At 64.1% G+C, this 20,614-nt stretch carries 18 protein-coding genes; 3 read left to right on the top strand and 15 right to left on the bottom strand.

Going from position 1 to position 20,614, the window contains the following annotated elements:
- Positions 1-56: 56 nt before the first annotated feature.
- The 6 genes from narI to N5C91_RS06035 form a co-directional block, all read right to left on the bottom strand.
- Positions 57-743 (bottom strand): respiratory nitrate reductase subunit gamma, encoded by a 687-nt coding sequence (gene narI, locus N5C91_RS06060; RefSeq protein ID WP_279828471.1) that lies wholly within the window; start codon positions 741-743, stop codon positions 57-59.
- A gap of 11 nt (positions 744-754) precedes the next feature.
- Positions 755-1,486: a nitrate reductase molybdenum cofactor assembly chaperone gene (gene narJ / locus N5C91_RS06055; protein ID WP_279828682.1), complete on the bottom strand. Its 732-nt coding sequence runs from the start codon at positions 1,484-1,486 to the stop codon at positions 755-757.
- 17 nt (positions 1,487-1,503) lie between these two features.
- Positions 1,504-3,039: a nitrate reductase subunit beta gene (gene narH / locus N5C91_RS06050; RefSeq protein ID WP_279828469.1), complete on the bottom strand. Its 1,536-nt coding sequence runs from the start codon at positions 3,037-3,039 to the stop codon at positions 1,504-1,506.
- 11 nt (positions 3,040-3,050) lie between these two features.
- A complete protein-coding gene (locus tag N5C91_RS06045; RefSeq protein WP_279828467.1) occupies positions 3,051-6,830 on the bottom strand; it encodes a nitrate reductase subunit alpha in 3,780 nt (1,259 codons plus the stop codon).
- A gap of 102 nt (positions 6,831-6,932) precedes the next feature.
- On the bottom strand, positions 6,933-8,339 hold the full coding sequence (locus tag N5C91_RS06040; RefSeq protein ID WP_236174248.1) for a NarK family nitrate/nitrite MFS transporter: 1,407 nt from the start codon (positions 8,337-8,339) through the stop codon (positions 6,933-6,935).
- 12 nt (positions 8,340-8,351) lie between these two features.
- Complete coding sequence (locus tag N5C91_RS06035) at positions 8,352-9,653, bottom strand: nitrate/nitrite transporter (RefSeq protein ID WP_236199434.1); 1,302 nt, start codon at positions 9,651-9,653, stop codon at positions 8,352-8,354.
- A 172-nt stretch (positions 9,654-9,825) separates the two neighbouring features.
- On the opposite strand from N5C91_RS06035, the gene N5C91_RS06030 reads away from it, so the two are divergent.
- The 3 genes from N5C91_RS06030 to N5C91_RS06020 all read left to right on the top strand — a co-directional run bounded on the left by N5C91_RS06030 (position 9,826) and on the right by N5C91_RS06020 (position 12,915).
- The gene (locus N5C91_RS06030; RefSeq protein WP_279828465.1) at positions 9,826-11,688 is read left to right on the top strand and encodes a histidine kinase; all 1,863 of its coding nucleotides are present in this window, start codon (positions 9,826-9,828) and stop codon (positions 11,686-11,688) included.
- Entirely contained in the window at positions 11,685-12,338 is a 654-nt protein-coding gene (narL, locus tag N5C91_RS06025) for a two-component system response regulator NarL (RefSeq protein ID WP_236199432.1), read from the top strand. Before N5C91_RS06030 ends, narL begins: the two co-directional genes overlap by 4 nt.
- A 208-nt stretch (positions 12,339-12,546) precedes the next feature.
- Entirely contained in the window at positions 12,547-12,915 is a 369-nt protein-coding gene (locus tag N5C91_RS06020; protein WP_236174252.1) for a putative zinc-binding protein, read from the top strand.
- Between the two features lie 126 nt (positions 12,916-13,041).
- Here N5C91_RS06020 and N5C91_RS06015 read toward each other — a convergent pair whose 3' ends face one another.
- From N5C91_RS06015 to N5C91_RS05975, 9 genes are all read right to left on the bottom strand, one after another.
- A complete protein-coding gene (locus tag N5C91_RS06015) occupies positions 13,042-13,431 on the bottom strand; it encodes an SCP2 sterol-binding domain-containing protein (protein ID WP_236225476.1) in 390 nt (129 codons plus the stop codon).
- Between the two features lie 77 nt (positions 13,432-13,508).
- Entirely contained in the window at positions 13,509-14,399 is an 891-nt protein-coding gene (locus tag N5C91_RS06010) for a U32 family peptidase (RefSeq protein WP_236174253.1), read from the bottom strand.
- Between the two features lie 10 nt (positions 14,400-14,409).
- On the bottom strand, positions 14,410-15,405 hold the full coding sequence (locus N5C91_RS06005; protein ID WP_236174254.1) for a peptidase U32 family protein: 996 nt from the start codon (positions 15,403-15,405) through the stop codon (positions 14,410-14,412).
- Positions 15,406-15,460: 55 nt separating this feature from the next.
- A complete protein-coding gene (gene glp, locus N5C91_RS06000) occupies positions 15,461-16,696 on the bottom strand; it encodes a gephyrin-like molybdotransferase Glp (RefSeq protein WP_279828461.1) in 1,236 nt (411 codons plus the stop codon).
- Positions 16,693-17,247, bottom strand: coding sequence for a molybdenum cofactor biosynthesis protein B (gene moaB, locus N5C91_RS05995; RefSeq protein WP_236174256.1), 555 nt, complete (start codon positions 17,245-17,247; stop codon positions 16,693-16,695). Before moaB ends, glp begins: the two co-directional genes overlap by 4 nt.
- A 417-nt stretch (positions 17,248-17,664) precedes the next feature.
- Positions 17,665-18,117, bottom strand: a complete 453-nt coding sequence (gene moaE / locus N5C91_RS05990) for a molybdopterin synthase catalytic subunit MoaE (RefSeq protein ID WP_236174257.1) — start codon at positions 18,115-18,117, stop codon at positions 17,665-17,667.
- 4 nt (positions 18,118-18,121) lie between these two features.
- A complete protein-coding gene (locus N5C91_RS05985; protein ID WP_279828459.1) occupies positions 18,122-18,370 on the bottom strand; it encodes a MoaD/ThiS family protein in 249 nt (82 codons plus the stop codon).
- Positions 18,367-18,873, bottom strand: coding sequence for a cyclic pyranopterin monophosphate synthase MoaC (gene moaC, locus N5C91_RS05980; RefSeq protein WP_236174259.1), 507 nt, complete (start codon positions 18,871-18,873; stop codon positions 18,367-18,369). The genes N5C91_RS05985 and moaC overlap by 4 nt, the downstream gene beginning before the upstream one ends.
- Positions 18,874-19,156: 283 nt before the next feature.
- Positions 19,157-20,548, bottom strand: coding sequence for a PhoH family protein (locus tag N5C91_RS05975; RefSeq protein WP_017519020.1), 1,392 nt, complete (start codon positions 20,546-20,548; stop codon positions 19,157-19,159).
- Positions 20,549-20,614 lie beyond the last annotated feature (66 nt).

Below are 20,614 nucleotides of genomic sequence, written 5' to 3'. Positions count from 1 at the left end.
CTACGGGTTCGAGGTTTGGTAGGGCGAATAACGCGCGAGCGTTATCCGCCGCTTCATCACACGGCGCGACGCTTGGTACGGACCACCTGGTAGCGGCGGCCGAAGTACCACACAGGGGCGCTGACGATGTGCACCAGGCGGGTGAAGGGGAACAGCACGAAGAGGGTCAGGCCGAGGGTCACGTGCAGCTTGTAGACCAACGATACCGGCGCGATCGCTTCGGCAGCGGCCATCGGTTGGAAGGTGACGATGGACTGCGCCCAGTTGGCGAGCATGACCATCACCGAACCATCCAGGTGATGGGTCGACGCGACGATGGTGGACAGGCCGAGGATCAGTTGGGCATAGAGCACCAGCAGGATCATCAGGTCCGACGCGTTGCCGGTGGCGCGCACGCGTTCGTTGGTCAGGCGGCGCAGGATCAGCCCGGTCAGGCCGATGAAGCAGAGAATGCCGAAGAAACCGCCGGAAACCATTGCCAGCAGTTGCTTCTGCTCGGTGCTGATCAGGTGCTCGTAGACGGCATGCGGGGTCAGCAGGCCGACGAAGTGGCCGGCGAGGATGAACAGCACACCGATGTGGAACAGGTTGCTGTAGACCCGCATACCCTTCTTGCTCAGCATCTGGCTGGAGCCGGCTTTCCAGGTGTATTGCGACAGGTCGAAGCGCGCCCAGCTGCCGATCAGGCAGATGGCAAGCGCAACGTAGGGATAGATCCCGAACGCTAGAAGATCGAGGGACATGTTCAGACTCCTTATCTGGTCGCCCGGTACTGCATCTGCGGCACCGGCTGGGCGACCCACTGCATGGGTTGTTCTGCGGCGGAGGAAATCCGCCGGGCGCTGGAAGACGGGCAACCAACGGCGGGCTCGGTAAAGCTCACCGGGGTTTCCTCCCAGGCCTTGTCAATGGCTTCCAGGCTGTCGTCGCGCACTTCCTGCTCGCGGTCGCGCTTGAGCGCGCCAAGGTCCGGTTGCTCGCCGGACAACGACAGCAGGCTGTGGAACACCGCTGCATAGCTGCTCCCACGCTCTTCCAGGCGCAAGGCGATCAGCGCGAGGATGTGCGCGACTTCGGCCAGGCCGGTGCGAGCCGCCTCGGCGTCCTGCAGAGCGAGGAACTCCAGGTACAGCGGCAGATAGTCCGGCAGCTCGTTGACGTCGATGACCAGGCCCGCCTGGGTATAGCGGTCCATCAGGTCGACCATCGCCTGGCCACGGTCACGACTTTCGCCGTGCACGTGTTCGAAGAGCAGCAGCGAGACCGAGCGACCGCGCTCGAACAGACCGTCGTAACGAGCCTGCACGTCGAGGATGTCGCCCTTGCAGAGCTCGTTGAGCAGTAAGGCAAGACCGTCGCGCTGCGCCTCAGGGAGGTCGCAGGTGCGAATCAGTGCATGCAACGCCAGGCTTTCCTCGCGCAGTTCGACGCGCGGGTAGTCGAGCATCAGCGCGCTGAGCTTGAGCAGTTGGCTGTGACTTTCCATTGAGATGGGCATGGTCGTCACTCCTGTATCTGCACGGTCTGGATGACGTTGCGCTTGTCCGTTGCCTTGCCACCGAACAGGTTGACGCCGGAGTTGCTGGAGCAACCATTGCCAAAGCTGAAGCCGCAGCCCGAACGTTCGGCGAAGGCATCCGACAGCGCTTCCTCGCGGTGCGCGCTGGGAATGACAAAGCGGTCTTCGTAGTTGGCAATCGCCAGGTAGCGATACATCTCTTCCACCTGGTTCACGGTGAGACCGACCTTGGCGAGCACGTCCAGGTCCTGCTTGCCTTCCACATGCTCGGAGCGCTTGTAGGCACGCATGGCCAGCAGGCGCTTGAGGGCCAGCAGTACCGGAGCGGTATCGCCAGCGGTCAGCAGGTTGGCCAGGTACTGCACGGGAATGCGCAGGGACTCGACATCCGGGATCACCCCGTCGCTGCCGATGTGGCCTTCCGATGCGGCGTTCTGGATCGGCGACAGCGGCGGTACGTACCAGACCATCGGCAGCGTGCGGTATTCCGGGTGCAGCGGCAGGGCCAGTTTCCAGTCCATGGCCAGCTTGTACACCGGGGACTTCTGCGCGGACTCGATGACGCTGTCCGGTACGCCGTCCTTGCGAGCCTGCTCGATCACTTTCGGGTCGAACGGGTCGAGGAAGATTTCCAGTTGCTTCTGGTACAGCTCGCGCTCGTTCTCGCAGGTAGCCACTTCGTGGATGCGGTCGGCGTCATACAGCAGCACGCCGAGGTAGCGGATGCGGCCTACGCAGGTTTCCGAGCAGACGGTCGGCTGACCGGCCTCGATGCGCGGGTAGCAGAAGATGCACTTCTCGGATTTGCCGCTCTTCCAGTTGAAGTAGATCTTCTTGTACGGGCAGCCGCTGATGCACATGCGCCAGCCGCGGCACTTGTCCTGGTCAATGAGGACGATGCCGTCTTCCTCGCGTTTGTAGATCGCGCCGCTCGGGCACGACGCCACGCACGCCGGGTTAAGGCAGTGCTCACACAGGCGCGGCAGGTACATCATGAAGGTGTTTTCGTACTCACCGTAGATGTCCGCCTGGACCTTGTCGAAGTTCTTGTCCTTGCGGCGCTTGGCGAACTCGGTGCCGAGGATTTCCTCCCAGTTCGGGCCCCACTCGATCTTGTCCATGCGCTGGCCGGAGACCAGCGAACGCGGACGGGCGACCGGCTGGTGCTGGGCCTTGGGCGCGGTGTGCAGGTGCTGGTAGTCGAAGTCGAAGGGCTCGTAGTAGTCATCGATTTCCGGCAGGTCCGGGTTGGCGAAGATGTTCGCCAGCACGCGGAACTTGCCACCGATGCGCGGAACGATGGAGCCGTCGGCGTTACGCTTCCAGCCGCCCTTCCACTTCTCCTGGTTTTCCCACTCTTTCGGGTAACCGATGCCGGGCTTGGTTTCGACGTTGTTGAACCAGGCGTATTCGACGCCTTCACGACTGGTCCAGACGTTCTTGCAGGTGATGGAGCAGGTGTGGCAACCGATGCATTTGTCGAGGTTCAGCACCATGCCGACTTGCGAACGAATTTTCATGGCAGTAATCCTCAAATATCCTGGGGCAACGGTTGCGGCAGAGCGTCACCGCCCAGTCCGCCGTGCTCCGGCTCGTCGAGCCAGTCGACCTTGTTCATCTTGCGCACCACGACGAATTCGTCGCGGTTGCAGCCGACGGTGCCGTAGTAGTTGAAGCCCCAGGCCTGCTGGGCGTAGCCACCAATCATGTGGGTTGGCTTGAGCACCACGCGGGTCACCGAGTTGTGGTGACCGCCGCGGGTTCCGGTGGTCTCGCTGCCCGGCAGGTTCACGATGCGTTCCTGGGCGTGGTACATCATCACCATGCCGTCCTTCACACGCTGGCTGACTACCGCGCGGCAAGTTGCGGCGCCGTTGGCGTTGAAGACCTCGACCCAGTCGTTGTCCTCGATGCCGGCGCGTTTCGCGTCGTTCTCGCTCATCCAGATGATCGGGCCACCACGCGACAGGGTGAGCATCAGCAGGTTGTCGCTGTAGGTGGAGTGGATGCCCCACTTCTGGTGCGGGGTGATCCAGTTGAGGGTGATCTCGGTGTGGCCGTTGGGCTTCTTGTTGAACAGCTTGTCGGTGCTGCGGGTGTTGACCGGCGGCCGGTAGCTGACGAAGCCCTCGCCGAAGGCCTGCATCCAGGGGTGATCCTGGTAGAACTGCTGGCGACCGGTAAGGGTTCGCCACGGGATCATCTCGTGAACGTTGGTGTAGCCGGCGTTATAGCTCACGTGTTCATCTTCCAGGCCCGACCAGGTGGGGCTGGAAATGATCTTGCGCGGCTGTGCCTGGACGTCGCGGAAGCGGATCTTCTCTTCTTCCTTGGGCAGCGCCAGGTGAGCATGTTCGCGACCGGTGAACTTCGACAGCGCTTCCCAGGCCTTCACTGCGACCTGGCCGTTGGTTTCCGGCGCCAGGGCGAGGATCACCTCGGCGGCGTCGATGGCGCTCTCAATGCGCGGACGACCTTCGCTGACACCCGGCTCGGTCACGCGATGGTTCAGCTCGCCGAGCAGCTTGATTTCCTTGTCGGTGTTCCAGCCGATGCCCTTGCCGCCGTTGCCCAGCTTGTCCAGCAGTGGGCCGAGAGAGGTGAACTTCTTGTAGGTGTTCGGGTAATCACGCTCGACCACGTGCAGGGTCGGCATGCTGCGGCCGGGAACCGGTTCGCACTCGCCCTTCTTCCAGTCGCTGCCGCCGAAGGGCTGCGCGAGCTCGTTGGCGGTGTCGTGCAACAGCGGCACGGTGACCAGATCCTTCTCCACACCCAGGTGGCCGATGGAGACCTCGGAGAACTTCTTGGCGATCGCCTTGTAGATCTCCCAGTCGCTCTTGGCTTCCCAGGCAGGGTCGGTGGCGGCCGACAGCGGGTGGATGAAGGGGTGCATGTCGGAGGTGTTGAGGTCGTCCTTCTCGTACCAGGTCGCGGTCGGCAGAACGATGTCCGAATACATGCAGGTGGAGGACATGCGGAAGTCCAGGGTAGTAACCAGGTCCAGCTTGCCTTCGGCACCCTGGTCGACCCAATCCACTTCGCCCGGGCACGGACCACCTTCCTTGCCGAGGTCGTCGTTCATCACGCCGTTCTTCGCGCCCAGCAGGTACTTGAGCATGTACTCGTGGCCCTTGCCCGAGGAACCGAGCAGGTTGGAGCGCCAGATGAACATGTTGCGCGGGAAGTTCTGCGGATCATCCGGTTGCTCGCTGGCCACGCGCAGGTTGCCGGCCTTGAGCTCGCGCACCACGTAGTCCTGCACCGAGATGCCAGCGCGCTCGGCGTCGGCAGCGATGTGCAGCGGGTTGCGATTGAGCTGCGGGGCGGACGGCAGCCAGCCCATGCGCTCGGCACGGATGTTGTAGTCCAGCGCGTGCTCGGGGAACTGCTTGGTGTCGGCGAGCGGCGAGAGAACCTCGTGCATCGAGATCTTCTCGTGACGCCACTGCGAACTGTGCAGGTAGAAGAAGGAGGTGCCGTTCATCTGCCGCGGCGGGCGGCTCCAGTCGGTGCCGAACGCCAGCGGGACCCAGCCGGTCTGCGGGCGGAGTTTTTCCTGGCCCACGTAGTGTGCCCAGCCGCCGCCGCTCTGGCCGATACAGCCGCACATCATCAGCATGTTGATGACCGCGCGGTAGTTCATGTCCATGTGGTACCAGTGGTTCATCGCGGCGCCGATGATGACCATGGCCTTGCCATGGGTCTTGTCGGCGCTTTCGGCAAACTCGCGTGCCACCTGGATGGCGCGGGCAGCCGGTACACCAGTGATGCGTGCCTGCCAGGCCGGGGTGTAGGGCACGTCGGCGTCAGTGTAGGAAGCAGCGACGTTGCGGCCACCCAGGCCACGATCGACGCTGTAGTTGGCCATCTGCAGGTCGTACACGGTGGCGACGCGCAGGGTCTGGCCGTCGGCACCGATCACTTCACGGAACGGTACGCGTCGCACCAGCACCTCGTCGTTGTCCACGCCCTTGAAGTGCGGGTGCTCTTGTCCGGCGAAGTACGGGAAGCCGACGTCACAGGCGTTTTCCGCACCGTTGATCAGGGTCAGGGCCAGGCGAGTGTCGCGCTTCGCGCCGCCTTCCTTCTCCTCGATATTCCATTTGCCCGACTCGCCCCAGCGGTAGCCGATGGTGCCAGTGGGAGAAACCAGTTCGCCGGAGATTTCGTCCAGGCCGATGGTCTTCCACTCGGGGTTGTTGTCCTGGCCGAGATTGTTCGCCAGGTCCGCCGCGCGCAGGTAGCGGGTAGGCTTGAGCACACCTTCGGTATGCGGCTCGAGCAGCACCAGCATTGGCATGTCGGTGTACTGGCGGCAATAGTCGACGAAGTAGGCGCTGGGCTTCTCGAGGTGGAATTCCTTGAGGATGACGTGACCGAAGGCCATGCCCAGTGCGGCGTCAGTGCCCTGCTTGGGATTGAGCCAGAGGTCAGTGAGCTTGGCCACTTCCGAGTAGTCCGGAGTGACGGCCACGGTCTTGGTGCCCTTGTAGCGGACTTCGGTGAAGAAGTGCGCGTCGGGGGTGCGGGTCTGCGGAACGTTGGAACCCCAGGCGATGATGTAGCTGGAGTTGTACCAGTCGGCCGATTCCGGCACGTCGGTCTGCTCGCCCCAGATTTGTGGCGATGCGGGAGGAAGGTCGCAGTACCAGTCATAGAAGCTCAGGCACACGCCGCCGATCAGCGACAGATAACGGGCGCCGGCTGCGTAGCTGACCATGGACATGGCCGGGATCGGCGAGAAGCCGATCACCCGGTCCGGACCGTAGGTCTTGGCGGTATAGACGTTGGCGGCGGCGATGATTTCGGTGACTTCGCTCCAGCTGGAACGGATGAAACCACCCAGGCCGCGCTCGCTTTTGTAGCTTTTGGCCTTGGCCGAGTCTTCGACGATGCTGGCCCAGGCGTCCACCGGATCGTTGTGCGTCGCACGGGCTTCGCGCCAGAGCTTGAGCAGCGGCTTGCGCACCTTGGGATACTTCAGGCGGTTGGCGCTGTACATGTACCAGGAGTAGCTGGCGCCACGGGGGCAGCCGCGCGGCTCGTGGTTGGGCAGATCAGGACGGGTACGCGGATAGTCGGTCTGCTGGGTCTCCCAGGTGATCAGGCCGTTCTTCACGTAGATTTTCCAGGAGCACGATCCTGTGCAGTTCACCCCGTGGGTGGAGCGCACGATCTTGTCGTGCTGCCAGCGCTGCCGATAACTGTTTTCCCAGGCACGGCTTTCGTTGCTGACTTCGCCATGACCATCGGCGAATTCACCTTGCTTCTTCTTGAAGAATTGCAGGCGGTCGAGTAGGTAACTCATCTGTATCTCCTCACCCGGTCTGCGCCGGGCGTTCAAACTCAAATCAGGACTTGCAAATCAGGTCGGCGAACAACGCTGCGCGTTATTCGCCGAAGGGGGGGGTCAGCAAGGGCTCTCTGCGCCCTTGCGTGCGTACCACCACCAGGTGGCGACGATGCAGCTCAGGTAGTACGCGACGAACAGGTACAGGGCGCCCTCGGCGCTGCCGGTCATGGCCAGCGAGGTGCCGAAAGCCTTGGGAATGAAGAAGCCGCCGTAGGCGCCGATGGCGGCGGAGAAGCCGATTACCGCGGCGGACTCCATGCTCGCGCCCTTGGCTGCCTGGGCTTCGCTGAAGCCACCGCGTTTCAGGCGTGCGGCCCACTCGTTGCGGAAGATCACCGGGATCATCCGGAAGGTGCTGCCGTTGCCGATGCCGGCGAAGAAGAACAGCGCGATGAATGAGCCAAGGAAACCGAAGAAGCTGCCGGCCCCGTTGGCGCCAGGCAGGAAGCTGATCACCGCGAATACGCCGGCGATCATTGCCCCGTAGTTCCACAGGGTGATGCGCGCACCGCCGAACTTGTCGGCCAGCCAGCCACCGAGCGGCCGGCTCAGGGCACCTACCAGCGGGCCGAGGAAGGCGTACTGCAGCGGGTTGATGTCCGGGAACTGGGTCTTGCTGAGCATCGCGAAGCCAGCGGAGAAGCCGATGAACGAGCCGAAGGTGGCCACGTACAGCCAGCACATCAGCCAGTTGTGCTTGCGCTTGAAGATCACTGATTGCTCGCGGAACGAGGCCTTGGCATCGGCGATGTCGTTCATGCCGAACCAGGCGGCGACGGACACCACGGCGATGAACGGCACCCAGATCCAACCAGCGTTCTGCAGCCACAGGCGGCTGCCGTCGGAGAGGGTTTCCGGTTCGCCGCCAAAGGCACCGAACAGGCCGCTGGCGACGGCCAGGGGCACGGCGAACTGCATCACCGAGACACCCAGGTTACCCAGGCCGGCGTTCAGGCCCAGGGCAGTGCCCTGCTGGCTCTTCGGGTAGAAGAAGCTGATGTTGGACATGCTGGAAGCGAAGTTGCCGCCACCGAAGCCGCACAGGAGCGCGATGGTCGCGAACATCCAATACGGGGTGTTCGGGTCTTGCACGGCGAATCCCAGCCAGATGCAGGGGATCAGCATCGATGCAGTGGACAGGGCGGTCCAGCGACGGCCACCGAACACCGGCACCATGAAGGAGTAGAACACTCGCAGGGTGGCGCCGGAAATCGACGGCAGCGCGGCGAGCAGGAACAGTTGGTCGTTGCTGAAGTTGAAACCGGCGGCGTTCAGGCGCACGGTTACGGTGCTCCAGATCATCCACACGGAGAAGGCCAGCAGCAGCGCGGGGATCGAGATCCACAGGTTGCGCGCAGCGATACGCTTGCCGGTGTGCGCCCAGAACTCGGGGTCCTCGGGGCGCCAGTCGACCAGTAACGGGCCTCTGGCGGCTTTCAGTTGGGGGTTGGCGATCATGCCCATGACGGCATTACCTCAGGAGTGGCTGGAAGGAATGGGAGTGGCGTCGACGTCGGCCACACGGACCTGGCCATCGAGGCGTTGCTGTTGCTTGATCGCGTAGTGCATCCAGATCATGCAGATCACGGTCAGGCCGAACAGCAACATGAAGCAGGAGGAGCGCACGCCGATGTGGTCAGCGGCGTAGCCGAACAGGATGGGCAGGCAGAAGCCGCCGAGGCCGCCGATGACCCCGACCATGCCGCCGACGGTGCCCATGTTCTGCGGGTAGTAGTCGTGGATGATCCGGTACACGCTGGCCTTGCCGAAGCCCTGGGCAATGCCCACGACGAACACCAGGAAGGTGAACAGCCAGACGTTCAGGCCGATGCCCAGGCTGACGTCCCCCTTGATGCCGTGGATGGTCATGGTGGTCGGCGGATAGGACAGGAAGAACAGGCAGACCAGGCAGATCCAGAACACGCCCCAGTTCACCGCACGAGCGCCGTAGTGGTCGCTGAACCAGCCACCCAGGGCGCGGATCAGGCCCGACGGCAGGGTGAACAGCATGGTGATGAAGGAAGCGGTGCGCAGGTCCAGGCCGTACTCGGCGATGTAGTACTTGGGCAACCACAGGGCCAGGGCGACGAAGCCGCCGAAGACGAAGAAGTAGTACAGGCCGAAGCGCCAGACGCGCAGTTCGCCCAGCGGCGCCAGCTGCTTGGCCAGGGTCGGGCGCGGACGGCTCGGGTCGGCCTCGCCGCCCTTGACGTGGGCGGGGTCGGTCCAGGTGCAGAACCAGAACAGCAGTGCGGTTACCAGCATGGCCACCGAGTAGATCTGCGGGACCATGCGCCAGCCGAAGGCGACCACGATCATCGGCGCCACCAGGTTGGTGATCGCGGCACCGGCGTTACCGGCGCCGAAGATACCCATGGCGGTACCCTGGCGCTCTTTCTCGAACCACGAGGAGGTGTAGGCAATGCCCACGGCGAAGGAGCCGCCGGCCAGGCCGACGAACAGGCCCAGCACCAGGTAATGCCAGTAGAGCGTGGCAAATGCCAGCCCGTAGATCGGGATGGCCACCAGCAGCATGTGGATGAAGAACACGATGCGCCCGCCGAAGCGGTCGGTGATCAGCCCCAGCGGCAGGCGCACCAGCGAACCGGTGAGGATCGGCAACGCCACCATCAGGCCGAATTGGGCTTCAGACAGCCCCAGCTCCTCCTTGATGCGGATACCGATGATCGAAAACATCGTCCAGACCGCGAAGTTCACGGCGAACGCCAGTGTGCTCATGCCGAGCACGGAGTACTGTTTCTGACGGTGGGATAACATGGCTAAGCTCACTTCTGAAAGCCTTTTCCCGCACGTTAGGTAAGGTCTAGTTGACCTCTCTTGACCCTCATCAATGACCCAAGGGGTGATTCGTGAGCAGATGCGCGCCGCTACCCCTTAGGGGGTATCTCCAAGATGAACCTATAAGACGTTGTTTTTTAAGGAATTAATCATGAGTACAGCGTCCAGGACTGAGCCCTCCTCCGGCGACCGACTCTTAGTAGGTAGTCCGCCTGCCGGACGCACTTCCCTGCGCAAATCCATCGTCGTACGTTTCGGCTGCTACCTCAGCCTGCTGGTTTCCCTGGCGCTGGCCGGGATGTTCAGTGCCCTGCTGTTCGCCGACTACTCGCACCAGGACGCCGCAGTCATCAACCAGGCCGGTTCGCTGCGCATGCTCACCTACCGCCTGGCGCTGGACCCATCGCCAATCAACCGCCAGGCCCTGCAATCAACGCTCGCCGCGCGCCTGGACAACGAAGAAATCACCCGCCTGCTGCGTCGCTCCGATGCCGACGCACCGATCCGCCAGCAACACGAGCAACTGCGCCGGGAGCTGCAGAACCTGGACCTTTCCGAGGCGCCGGAGCTGGGGTCGCTGGATACCTTCGTCGGGCACATCGACAGGTTCGTCAGCACCCTGCAGCGCAACGCCGAGCAGCGTTCGCAGATGCTCAGCACGGTGCAGGGTCTGTGCCTGTTTCTCAGCCTGCTGGTGGTCTTCATCAGCCTCTACGACCTGAGCTTCCACGTGGTTGGCCCCCTGCGAGAACTCACCAGCACGGCGCGCCGGCTCGGCCAGCGCGACCTCGACGCACGAGTCAGCAGCAGCGGCGAGGACGAACTGAGCCAGTTGGGCGAGCGCTTCAACCAGATGGCCGAGGAACTGCAGGCCAGTTACCGCGAACTGGAAGCCCGGGTAGAAGACAAGACCCGCGCGCTGACCAATAGCCACCAACGCCTTGAGTTGCTCTACGACAGCGCCCGCCGCCTGGGCCAGGACCCATACGACGAGCGCTCGCTGCAACCACTGCTGAACCAGCTCGAACGCGTGCTGCAGGCCGGCAAGGTGACCCTGTGCCTGAACAAGGACGGCGTCGAGCGAGCCTATTCCTCCCTCACCACCGACGGCGTCACCGGCAGTTTCTGCCTGCAGGGCAATTGCTCCGACTGCCGTGCCCAGGCCAACCATTGCAGCGAGCCCAGCCAGGGCATCAACCCGCTGCTGATGCAACCGCTATCGATTGGCGAACACCGCTTCGGCGAACTGTTCATCGAGACGACCAACGGACACCTGGAAGACTGGCAGCGGCAGTTCGTCGAGGGTTTTTGCGACAACATCGCGCGCACCTTCACGCTGTCCCTGCAGCAGGAACAGGAAAATCGCCTGGCCCTGTTCGCCGAGCGCAGCACCATCGCCCGAGAACTGCACGACTCGCTGGCGCAATCGCTGTCCTACCTGAAGATCCAGGTCAGCCGCCTGGCCACCCTGCTCAAGCGCGACGTCCCGCCGGAGAAGATCGACGAGACCCTCGACGAGCTGCGCGAAGGCCTCAACAGCGCCTACCGGCAACTGCGGGAGCTGCTCACCACCTTCCGCCTGAGCCTGGAACAGTCGAGCCTGGAAGCGGCGCTGGTTAAGACCGTGGAAGAGTTCGCCGAGCGTGGCAACCTGGCCATCGAACTGGACAACCGCCTGGCGCACATCCCGCTCAATCCCAACGAGGAAATCCATATCCTGCAGATCGTCCGCGAGGCACTCTCCAACGTCGTGCGCCATGCCCACGCCAGCCAGGCTAGAGTCAGTCTTGCCGAAGACGCAGAGGACCACGTCTGCATCACGGTGGACGATGACGGAGTGGGATTTGACCTGGCGCAGAGCCGCAATGGGCACTATGGGCTTAGCATCATGCGTGAGCGCAGCCAGACCCTGGAGGCCAGCTTCAGCATCGCCCCGCGCACGCCGCAGGGCACTCGTGTCAGCGTTCGTTTCGCCCACAAATCCCAGTCGCAGTACCCGGAGACCCACCCATGACGGCCACCCCCACCGATGACCGCGCACGCATCCTGCTCGTCGACGACCATCCGATGATGCGCAAGGGCGTGGTCCAACTGCTCGAGTTCGAGGACGGCCTGGAAGTCGTGGGCGAAGCCGGCAGCGGCGAGGAAGCGCTGCGCATGGCTGCGGAACTGCAGCCGGACATGATCCTGCTGGACCTCAACATGAAGGGCATGACCGGCCTCGACACCCTGCGCGCCATGCGCGAGAACGGCGAGGACGCGCGCATCGTCGTGTTTACCGTCTCCGATGACCGCAACGACGTGATCAATGTGCTGCGAGCCGGCGCCGACGGCTACCTGCTCAAGGACATGGACCCCGAGCGCCTGCTGGAGCACATCCGCCAGGCCGCCACCGGCCAGTTGACCATCAGCCCGCAGCTGACCCAGGTTCTGGCCCAGGCGTTGCGTGGCGATGACCGCCCCAAGGGGATCGAGGAACTCACCGATCGCGAACGGCAGATTCTCCGCCAGCTCGCCCACGGCTACAGCAACAAGATGATCGCGCGCAAACTCGACATCACCGAAGGTACGGTGAAGGTCCACGTGAAGCGCGTGCTGCACAAGCTGGGCATGCGCTCGCGCGTGGAAGCGGCGGTGTGGGCGGTGGAGAACCACCTGGTCTGATCACCACGCCCAACATGCCCTGCAGGAGCGAGCTTGCTCGCGAATGCCCCACAGCGGAAATTAGCAAGGACTGGGCGTCCCCCTTCGGTCCTGCGAAAGCCCAGCCCGACCTACCTCAATGGTCATAGTCCCATCGTCGACTTGATTCAGATCATGTCGCGCCAGCCCATGGCGGCAGGAAACTGCGGGGCTCACCCTGGAGGCCCCCATGTCGCCCTCGCCACGCCTGCCCCTCGTTTATTCCTGCTCCGGCTGCTCCAACCTCGCGCAGTTGGCCAACGACCTAGCTCTGCGTCTGGACCGTGACGGCCTGGCGGAAATGTCCTGCATCGCAGGAGTGGGCGGCGACGTACCGGCGCTGGTGAAGAAGGCCTGCTCCGGCCGGCCGATCATCGCCGTGGACGGCTGCCACCTGCACTGCGTGCAGAACTGCTTGGCGCGCCACGGGGTGAAGGCCGAGCACGAGATCACCCTGACCGAATATGGGCTGAAGAAGCGCTACGGTCAGGACGCTCCCGTTCAGGACTTCGAGATGCTCTACGAGGAGCTGCAGTTCCTCGTGCGCACCCCGGCCTGAACCACCACTGCACAAGGCGAAAGAACAGACACCGACGTAGGATGGGTGGAGCGAAGCGATACCCATCGATTGGCGTGCCAGGACAGCATGGGTATCGCAAGCTCCACCCATCCTACGAAATGCCGGTCAGGGGTTTTCCTGCACCACCTGGCTGGCACGGCGCATGGCGCTCCACAGCCAGGGAGGCAGGCTGTCCGGATCGAGGCTGTCGATCAGGTTCTTCACGGCCAGGCCCAGTTCGGTATCACCCTCGATCACCAGGCGACGACGGAAGAACAGCGTATCCGGGTCTTCCTGTCGCCCTGCCAACAGCAGGAAGTCGCGCCAGCTACCGCGGATGGTCACGCTTGGCGCACAAGCCTCGGCAAAACGCAGACCATTGCGGTCATGGGTGAAGCTCCAGGCCAGGCCGAGATCGCTCACCTCCAGGCGCAGCCAATGCCCTTCGAGGATATCGAAGGCACCATCGGCCAGCGCATCGGCGAACAGCCGGTTGGCGGCACGCTGCAACACCATGCGTTGCAGCCTGGAGGGAATATGCACAGCCAGCGGCAACAGGCGGTCGGCGGCGCGCAGGGCGCCGGTTTGCAGAGTCAGCACAGATTCACCTCATCACTACGCAACATGCCCGGTCGGCCGTGCCAGTAGCCGTTGCAACCCGCCACTGCCAGCGGCGGCGTGGCTCCGTGGCGCACTCGGTCGAACGCCTGCACTACCTCCACCATGCCCTCGGCGCGAGGGCTCAGACGCAGCAGATCGACGCCACAGTCATGCAGCGCGGCATAGTCCGCCAACAGGTTGCTGACCTCGCCGGACATCGTCTGGATTCCATTGAGAGTGAATAGCGGCACACCTTCCTGGCTGAACATCGACATACCCTCCGGATAGTTCAGGCAGCAGAACTGGCAGTCGTCCTTGGGCCGGTTCTCCGCCCGCGCGGTGAAGCAGCGAGCCGAGTAGGCCAGGGGCAGATGGCCGTAGGCGAACACCTCGGTTTCCACATCGCTGACGCCCAACTCGCGCAACTGCTCAATCACCGCCTGGATCTGCTCACCCGAACATTCCACCGGCGGCACCCAACGGCGCAGACCTGCGGCGTGCAGCTCCGCCAGCGTATGGCCGTTGTAGACGTTGAGCGCAGGGCCGCCGACAAACTCGACGCCAAGGGTGCTCAGAATCTGCACCGCGCCCATGTCGCTCGCCTCGACCCGCAACTCGCCGTTCGCACACAGCCGGCGCAGTGACGACAGCTCCGAAGCGGCCTCGATCAGCGCCAGGCCGGAAATGACGACTTCCGCGCCACTCTGCTGCTGCAGCTCGCGCCCCAGCCCCAGCCAATCGTCCAGCGACAGCGCGCGACGTTTGGAGCAGACCGTTTCACCGATGTAGATGGTGTCCAGCGGCTGCTCGGCCATCTGCGCATAAAAATCCAGGAGTGTCCGGCGGTCCCAGTAGAACAGCACCGGTCCCAGGCTGAGTTTCATCACGAGGTCCTCACTGCCAGGAACGATGGTAGGCGCCCAGGGTTGTCTGGTGGCCTTCTGAAAGCTTGTCCAGGGCGTCCTGCCACTGCGTCAGCGCACGGTAGTTCTCGGGCGCGCGCTGCCACGCATCCAGCGCCTGGCGCCAGACGCGGGTGACCTGCTCGACGTAGGCCGGGCTGCGTTGCCGGCCTTCGATCTTCACCGCCGCCACGCCGATCTCCGCCAGCTGCGGGATCAGGTCGATGGTGTTCAGGCTGGTAGGTTCTTCCAGGGCATGAAAGCGCTCGCCGTTGACCACGAAGCGGCCCTTGCACAGGGTCGGGTAGCCCGCCGGCTCGTCCGGCGCGTAACGGTCGATCAGCACGTCGTTGAGGCGCGAGGTCAGCCCTTCGGGCTCCTCGCTCCAGCGCACCGCCTTGGCCGGCGAACAGACGCCACAGAGGTTGGGCGACTCGCCGGTAACGTAAGACGACAGGTGGCAGCGTCCCTCAGCCATGATGCACAGGCTGCCGAAAGCGAAGACTTCGATGGGTACCGGACTGTTTGCCGCCACCTGGCGCACCTGCGCCAGCGAGAGCACACGCGGCAGTACGGCGCGGCGGATACCGTAGCGCTCGTGGTAAAACGCCAGCGCCGCCACGTTGGTGGCCGAGCCCTGTACCGAAAGATGCAGCGCGAGGTTCGGATGGCGCTTGGCAGCGTAGCCAAGTACCGCGCAGTCAGCTGCGATCAGTGCATCCACGCCCAGGTCGGCGGCGTGGTCCACGGCGCGTTGCCAGCGTGCCCAGCCGGCCGCACCAGGGTAGGTGTTGACCGCCACGTACATCTGCTTGCCGGCATTGTGGATAAGCTCCACGCCTTGGCGCAGTTGGCGATCGTCGAGGTTGAGGCCGGCGAAGTGCCGGGCATTGGTATCGTCGCGAAAGCCGACGTAGATGGCGTCGGCGCCTTCGCGCAGGGCCGATTTCAAGGCGGGCAGACTTCCCGCCGGACAGACCAGTTGCATGCTTCCCCCGGGCAATGCGGAGGCCGCCGGCCCCCGCCGGCGGCCGGGAACGGCGTCAGGCGCCGAGTTCGCTGAAAGACAGGAATGGCAGCGGCTCGCCGGCGTGCAGAATGCGCCCGGCCTCCACTACCGCCAGGCCATCGGCCCAGCTCGCCGCGCGCAACATGGCCGAACCCTGTTGCGGATGCAGGCAGATGCGTGCCACACCGGTGCTATCCAGCTCCAGTCGCGCGCGCAGGTATTGGCGACGCGGATTGGCCGTGGGCCAATCGAAGCCCGCCGGCAACATCACCGGCAAGGTATCGGCTGTGCTGCGTCCCTGGGCACGCCAGAGGAACGGCCGCGCCACCACCAGAGCAGTGACCAGCGCGGCGGCCGGGTTACCCGGCAGGCCGATCCACGGTTTGCCGGCGATGCTGCCGAATGCCAGTGGCTTGCCCGGCTGCATTTTCAGCTTCCATAGATGCAACTCGCCCAGTTCGCGGATTGCCTGCTTGAGGTAGTCCCGATCCCCCACGGAGACGCCTCCGCTGGTGATCAGCACGTCCCACTCGGCCGCAGCAAGGCTCAGCGCATCGCGGCTGGCCGCCAAGGTGTCGGCGAGCACGCCATAGTCATGCACTTCGATGCCCCAGCCACGCAGGAGGCTGGCGATGCTGAAGCGGTTGGCGTTGTAGATCTGCCCCGGCGCCAGTGGCTCACCGGGCTCGCGCAGTTCGTCACCACTGCTGAGCAGGCAAACGCGCAACGGCCGGTATACCGGGACCCGGTCCAGGCCAACGCTGGCCAGCAGGCCAAGGTCCTGGGCGCGCAATTTCTTGCCGGCGCCAAGCAGCGCATCGCCAACGCGAAGCTCTTCCCCGCGACGGCGAACGTGGCTGCCGTGCTCGACGACCGGAACCTGCAACCAGTCGCCATCGGCCTCGCAGTCTTCCTGGGCTATCACGCTGTCCGCGCCTGGCGGCAGAGGTGCGCCGGTGAAGATGCGCATGGCCTGCCCCGACTGCAGCTTGACCTCCGCTGCATCGCCAGCAGCGATGTACCCGGCAAGCTTCAGTCGCGCGCCGGATGGGCCCGTGTCGGCGCAGCGCAGGGCATAACCGTCCATCGCACTGTTGTCCCACAGAGGCAGGTCGATGGGTGAGTGAATGTCCTCGGCGAGGACGCGGCCCAGCGCACTTTCCAGGTCCACGCGCACGATTGGCGGCGCCGGGGGAACGAAGTCCATGAGTGCGGCAATGGCCTCGTCCACCGGGCGCAGACCGGAGCCGGAACAGCCGCAGCCGCTCACGAGCGGGTACCGCAGGCAAGCACCGGGCGCTCGGGCAGGCGCTTGAGATGGGGGACGAAATTGCACGGTTTGGTGCGACTGTCGAGTTGCTGCACGAGAATCTTTTCCCAGGCGGTCAGACAGGCGCCGGTGGAGCCCGGCAGGCAGCAGATCAGCGTGCCGTTGCTGATGCCGGCGATGGCCCTGGACTGGATGGTCGAGGTGCCGATTTCCTCGCGGGAAATCTGCCGGAACAGTTCGCCGAAGCCGTCCACGGTGCGTTCCAGCAAGGGCGCCACGGCTTGTGGAGTGTTGTCGCGCAGGGTGAAACCGGTGCCGCCGGTGATCAGGCCGACCTGGACCTTGGGATCGGCGATCCAGGCGGAGACGACGGCGCGAATCTGGTAGATGTCGTCGATCACCAGACGGCGCTCGGCGAGTGCGTGACCGGCGCGCTGCAGCGAGGTGACCAGGGCCTGGCCCGAGGTATCGTTGTGCAGGCTGCGGGTATCGCTGACGGTGAGGACAGCGATCTCCAGCGGTTGGAATTCCGGGGTGCTGAGATGGCTCATGAGGGGCTCTCCGATTCGGAGCAAAAAAGGGCTGGCGCCAGCCTGCGCCCCTTCTCCCCTACCGCCCATTCCTCCTAGGAGGTACTACCCCGGCGCGTGCGGGGCAGTAATCCACCGTGCGAATGTGTAGGAGTGGACCCTATCCACGACATGCAGAGCAGAAAATTCGCTGTGAATCTGCAGGAGCGCCCTGCGAGATAGTCCTGCGCTCGGATCAGCCCTCACCCAAGCCCTCTCCCAAAGGGAGAGGGGACTGTTCGCTGCAGGGTGAAACAACTGCGTCAGGAGGAACAGTTTGCCCCCCTTTTCCAAGCAGAGGGGCGCGCAGCCAGGGGAGCGAGAGCGCATCCACACGCGCGGATTTCCCGCTGCATGACGGCTGCTTCTGCGAGAGCCGTGACGCCGTTGCCAGCCGGCTCAGCTCTTCCAGCGCTCGGCAGCAGCCTGATCGCTGCAACGGCCTTCGACCCAGCGCGGGCCGTCGCTGGTGTCTTCCTTCTTCCAGAACGGCGCGCGGGTCTTGAGGTAGTCCATGACGAAGTTGCAGGCATCGAACGCTGCCTGGCGGTGGGCACTGGCGGCGCCGACGAAGACGATGGGCTCGCCCGGCTCCAGCCGACCGATGCGGTGGAGAATTTCCAGGCGCAGCAGCGGCCAGCGCTGACTGGCTTCGAGCTCGATCTTCGCCAGCGCCTTCTCGGTCATCCCGGCGTAATGTTCGAGAAACATGCCGCCGACTTCGCGACCATCATTGAAATCGCGCACGTAGCCGACGAAGCCGACCACCGCGCCGACGCCGACATTGGCGGCGTGCATCGCATTAAGCTCGGCGCCCGGATCGAACGCCGCCGGCTGGACGCGAATCGCCATGGCCTCAGCCTCCAGTGACGGTGGGGAAGAACGCCACCTCGTCGCCATCGACGAGGGGCTCGTCCAGGGAGCACAGCTCCTGGTTGCGCGCGCACATCAGGTTCTGCTCGCCAAGCACACCCCAGGCGCCCCCGCGCTCCAGCAGCAGCCGTCGCAGGTCGTCGAGGCTGCTCAGGGAGTCGCTCCAGCTCAATTGCTCGCCATCCAGGCCGAGGGCTTCGCGGTAGCGGGCGAAGTACTGCACGCGGATCATGGGGTGTCTCCTGCGCTGCTCTGGTCAGCGACGCTATCGTTCGCCACGTAATGCCCGCTCTTGCCGCCGAGTTTCTCCAGCAGACGCACGCTTTCGATGGTCATGCCGCGGTCCACTGCCTTGCACATGTCGTAGATGGTCAGGGCGGCGACACTGGCAGCGGTCAGCGCCTCCATCTCCACGCCGGTCTGCCCGGCCAGCTTGCAGCGGGCGACGATGTGCACAGTGTCCGTGCCCTCGGCGGAAAGCTCGACCTTGACACTGGTGAGCAGCAACGGATGGCACAGCGGGATCAGTTCATGGGTCCTCTTCGCGGCCTGGATGCCGGCGATGCGCGCCACGGCGAACACATCGCCCTTGGGGTGGCCGCCATCCTGGATCAGCTTGAGGGTATCCGGGAGCATGCGCACCCGGGCTTCGGCCACGGCTTCACGGGAGGTCACGGCTTTTTCGGTGACATCGACCATGTTGGCGCGGCCCTGGGAATCGAGATGGGTCAGCACGAGTGGGAAATCTCCGGAGAATCAGGGGAACAGTTTAACCCCGACTCGCGGGGCTGGCAGACCGGCGAGCGGCGCGTTGGAGGGAGGATTGTATACAAGAAGAGGTATGCGCGGGTTAGCTCCTGCGTCGCCGAGGTTCGCGAGCAAGAACTGGGCGTCCCCCTCGTTCCTCTAGGTCCGCCCCGACAGGCTCTTGTAGGAGCGAGCTTGCTCGCGAACAGCCTGGAAGCAGGAATAAAGAGGCCCGCCAGATGGCGGGCCCTGCTGAGTGAGTGAAGGTGGCTTACATGTGCGCTTCGGCGAACTCTGCCAGCACCGAGCGCGGCACCCCTTGCAGGGTCACGTGCACGCCGTGGGGGAAGTCCTTGAAACGCTCGGTCAGGTAAGTCAGGCCGGAGCTGGTGGCCGACAGGTAGGGGGTATCGATCTGCGCCAGGTTGCCCAGGCAGACCACCTTCGAACCGTTGCCCGCGCGAGTGATGATGGTCTTCATCTGGTGCGGGGTGAGGTTCTGGCACTCGTCGATGAGGATCAGGCTCTGCTGGAAGCTGCGGCCGCGGATGTAGTTCAGCGATTTGAACTGCAGTGGCACCTTGCTGAGGATGTAGTCGACGCTGCCGTGGGTGCACTCATCATCCGAATGCAGCGCTTCGAGGTTGTCGGTAATCGCGCCGAGCCAGGGCTCCATCTTTTCGGCTTCGGTACCGGGCAGGAAGCCGATGTCCTCGTCCAGCCCCTGCACGCTGCGCGTCGCGATGATGCGCTTGTAGCGTTTGGTGACCATGGTCTGCTCGATGGCAGCCGCCAGGGCGAGGATGGTCTTGCCCGAGCCGGCAGCGCCGGACAGGTTGACCAGGTGGATGTCCGGGTCCAGCAGCGCATAAAGCGCCAGCGACTGGTAAACATCGCGCGGGCGCAGCCCCCAGGCTTCCTGGTGCAGCAGCGGCTCCTGGTGCAGGTCGAGGATGGTCAGCTCGTCCTGGTCGATGCCCTTGATCCAGCCGACGAAGCCCTGCTCATCGACGATGAACTCGTTGATGTGCACCGCCGGCAGGTTGTCGGTGAGTTGCACGCGGTGCCAGGTCCGCCCGCGATCCTGGCGCGTCTCCACCTTGCTGACGCGGTCCCAGAACGACCCACTGAGCGAGTGGTAGCCGCGCGACAGCAGGTTGATGTCATCGACCAGCTGGTCGGTGTGGTAATCCTCGGCGAACACCCCGCAGGCACGCGCCTTCAGGCGCATGTTGATGTCCTTGGTGACCAGCACCACCCGCTTGCTGCTATGGCGGCTCTTCAGTTCCACCAGCTGATTGATGATCTTGTTGTCGTTGAGGTGTTCGGGCAGCCAGGTGATCGGCTCCGCGCGCTTGCTCATGAGGATCGACAGGCTGCCACAGGGGCCGCTCTTGCCGCGCTGGATGGGTACGCCATCCTCTACCTGCTCGGGCGAGGCTTCGCCCAGCACCGAGTCGATCAGGCGGATCGCCTGGCGGCATTCCGCGGCTACGGTGTGTTTGCCGGTCTTGAGCTTGTCCAGTTCCTCCAGCACCGTCATCGGGATGGCGACGTGGTGCTCCTGGAAATTCAGCAAGGCGTTGGGATCGTGGATCAGGACGTTGGTGTCGAGGACGTACAAGGTGGGCTGGGTGGGGCGGGAGCGTCCGTGGTCATCCATACGCGGGTCACCTCTTGTGGGGGCGTTCGACGGAATGCCGCTACAGCGCTCCGCCGTGCTGCGAAC

Source organism: Pseudomonas sp. GD03903 (genome assembly GCF_029840045.1).
In the GTDB taxonomy this organism is placed as follows: Bacteria; Pseudomonadota; Gammaproteobacteria; order Pseudomonadales; family Pseudomonadaceae; genus Pseudomonas; species Pseudomonas pseudonitroreducens.
Note: the sequence above shows the minus strand (reverse complement) of the source record. Positions and strands in the feature narration are given on the sequence as shown.

What these genes read in the sequence shown, in the direction of transcription:
- N5C91_RS06045 (WP_279828467.1), bottom strand. Translation starts at nt 6,830, where the DNA reads ATGAGTTACCTACTCGACCGCCTGCAATTCTTCAAGAAGAAGCAAGGT.
- moaB (WP_236174256.1), bottom strand. Translation starts at nt 17,247, where the DNA reads ATGAGCCATCTCAGCACCCCGGAATTCCAACCGCTGGAGATCGCTGTC.
- N5C91_RS06005 (WP_236174254.1), bottom strand. Translation starts at nt 15,405, where the DNA reads ATGCAACTGGTCTGTCCGGCGGGAAGTCTGCCCGCCTTGAAATCGGCC.
- N5C91_RS06030 (WP_279828465.1), top strand. Translation starts at nt 9,826, where the DNA reads ATGAGTACAGCGTCCAGGACTGAGCCCTCCTCCGGCGACCGACTCTTA.
- narL (WP_236199432.1), top strand. Translation starts at nt 11,685, where the DNA reads ATGACGGCCACCCCCACCGATGACCGCGCACGCATCCTGCTCGTCGAC.
- narI (WP_279828471.1), bottom strand. Translation starts at nt 743, where the DNA reads ATGTCCCTCGATCTTCTAGCGTTCGGGATCTATCCCTACGTTGCGCTT.
- narJ (WP_279828682.1), bottom strand. Translation starts at nt 1,486, where the DNA reads ATGGAAAGTCACAGCCAACTGCTCAAGCTCAGCGCGCTGATGCTCGAC.
- narH (WP_279828469.1), bottom strand. Translation starts at nt 3,039, where the DNA reads ATGAAAATTCGTTCGCAAGTCGGCATGGTGCTGAACCTCGACAAATGC.
- N5C91_RS06035 (WP_236199434.1), bottom strand. Translation starts at nt 9,653, where the DNA reads ATGTTATCCCACCGTCAGAAACAGTACTCCGTGCTCGGCATGAGCACA.
- N5C91_RS06015 (WP_236225476.1), bottom strand. Translation starts at nt 13,431, where the DNA reads ATGGTGTTGCAGCGTGCCGCCAACCGGCTGTTCGCCGATGCGCTGGCC.
- N5C91_RS05985 (WP_279828459.1), bottom strand. Translation starts at nt 18,370, where the DNA reads ATGATCCGCGTGCAGTACTTCGCCCGCTACCGCGAAGCCCTCGGCCTG.
- moaE (WP_236174257.1), bottom strand. Translation starts at nt 18,117, where the DNA reads ATGGCGATTCGCGTCCAGCCGGCGGCGTTCGATCCGGGCGCCGAGCTT.
- N5C91_RS06020 (WP_236174252.1), top strand. Translation starts at nt 12,547, where the DNA reads ATGTCGCCCTCGCCACGCCTGCCCCTCGTTTATTCCTGCTCCGGCTGC.
- N5C91_RS06040 (WP_236174248.1), bottom strand. Translation starts at nt 8,339, where the DNA reads ATGGGCATGATCGCCAACCCCCAACTGAAAGCCGCCAGAGGCCCGTTA.
- N5C91_RS05975 (WP_017519020.1), bottom strand. Translation starts at nt 20,548, where the DNA reads ATGGATGACCACGGACGCTCCCGCCCCACCCAGCCCACCTTGTACGTC.
- N5C91_RS06010 (WP_236174253.1), bottom strand. Translation starts at nt 14,399, where the DNA reads ATGAAACTCAGCCTGGGACCGGTGCTGTTCTACTGGGACCGCCGGACA.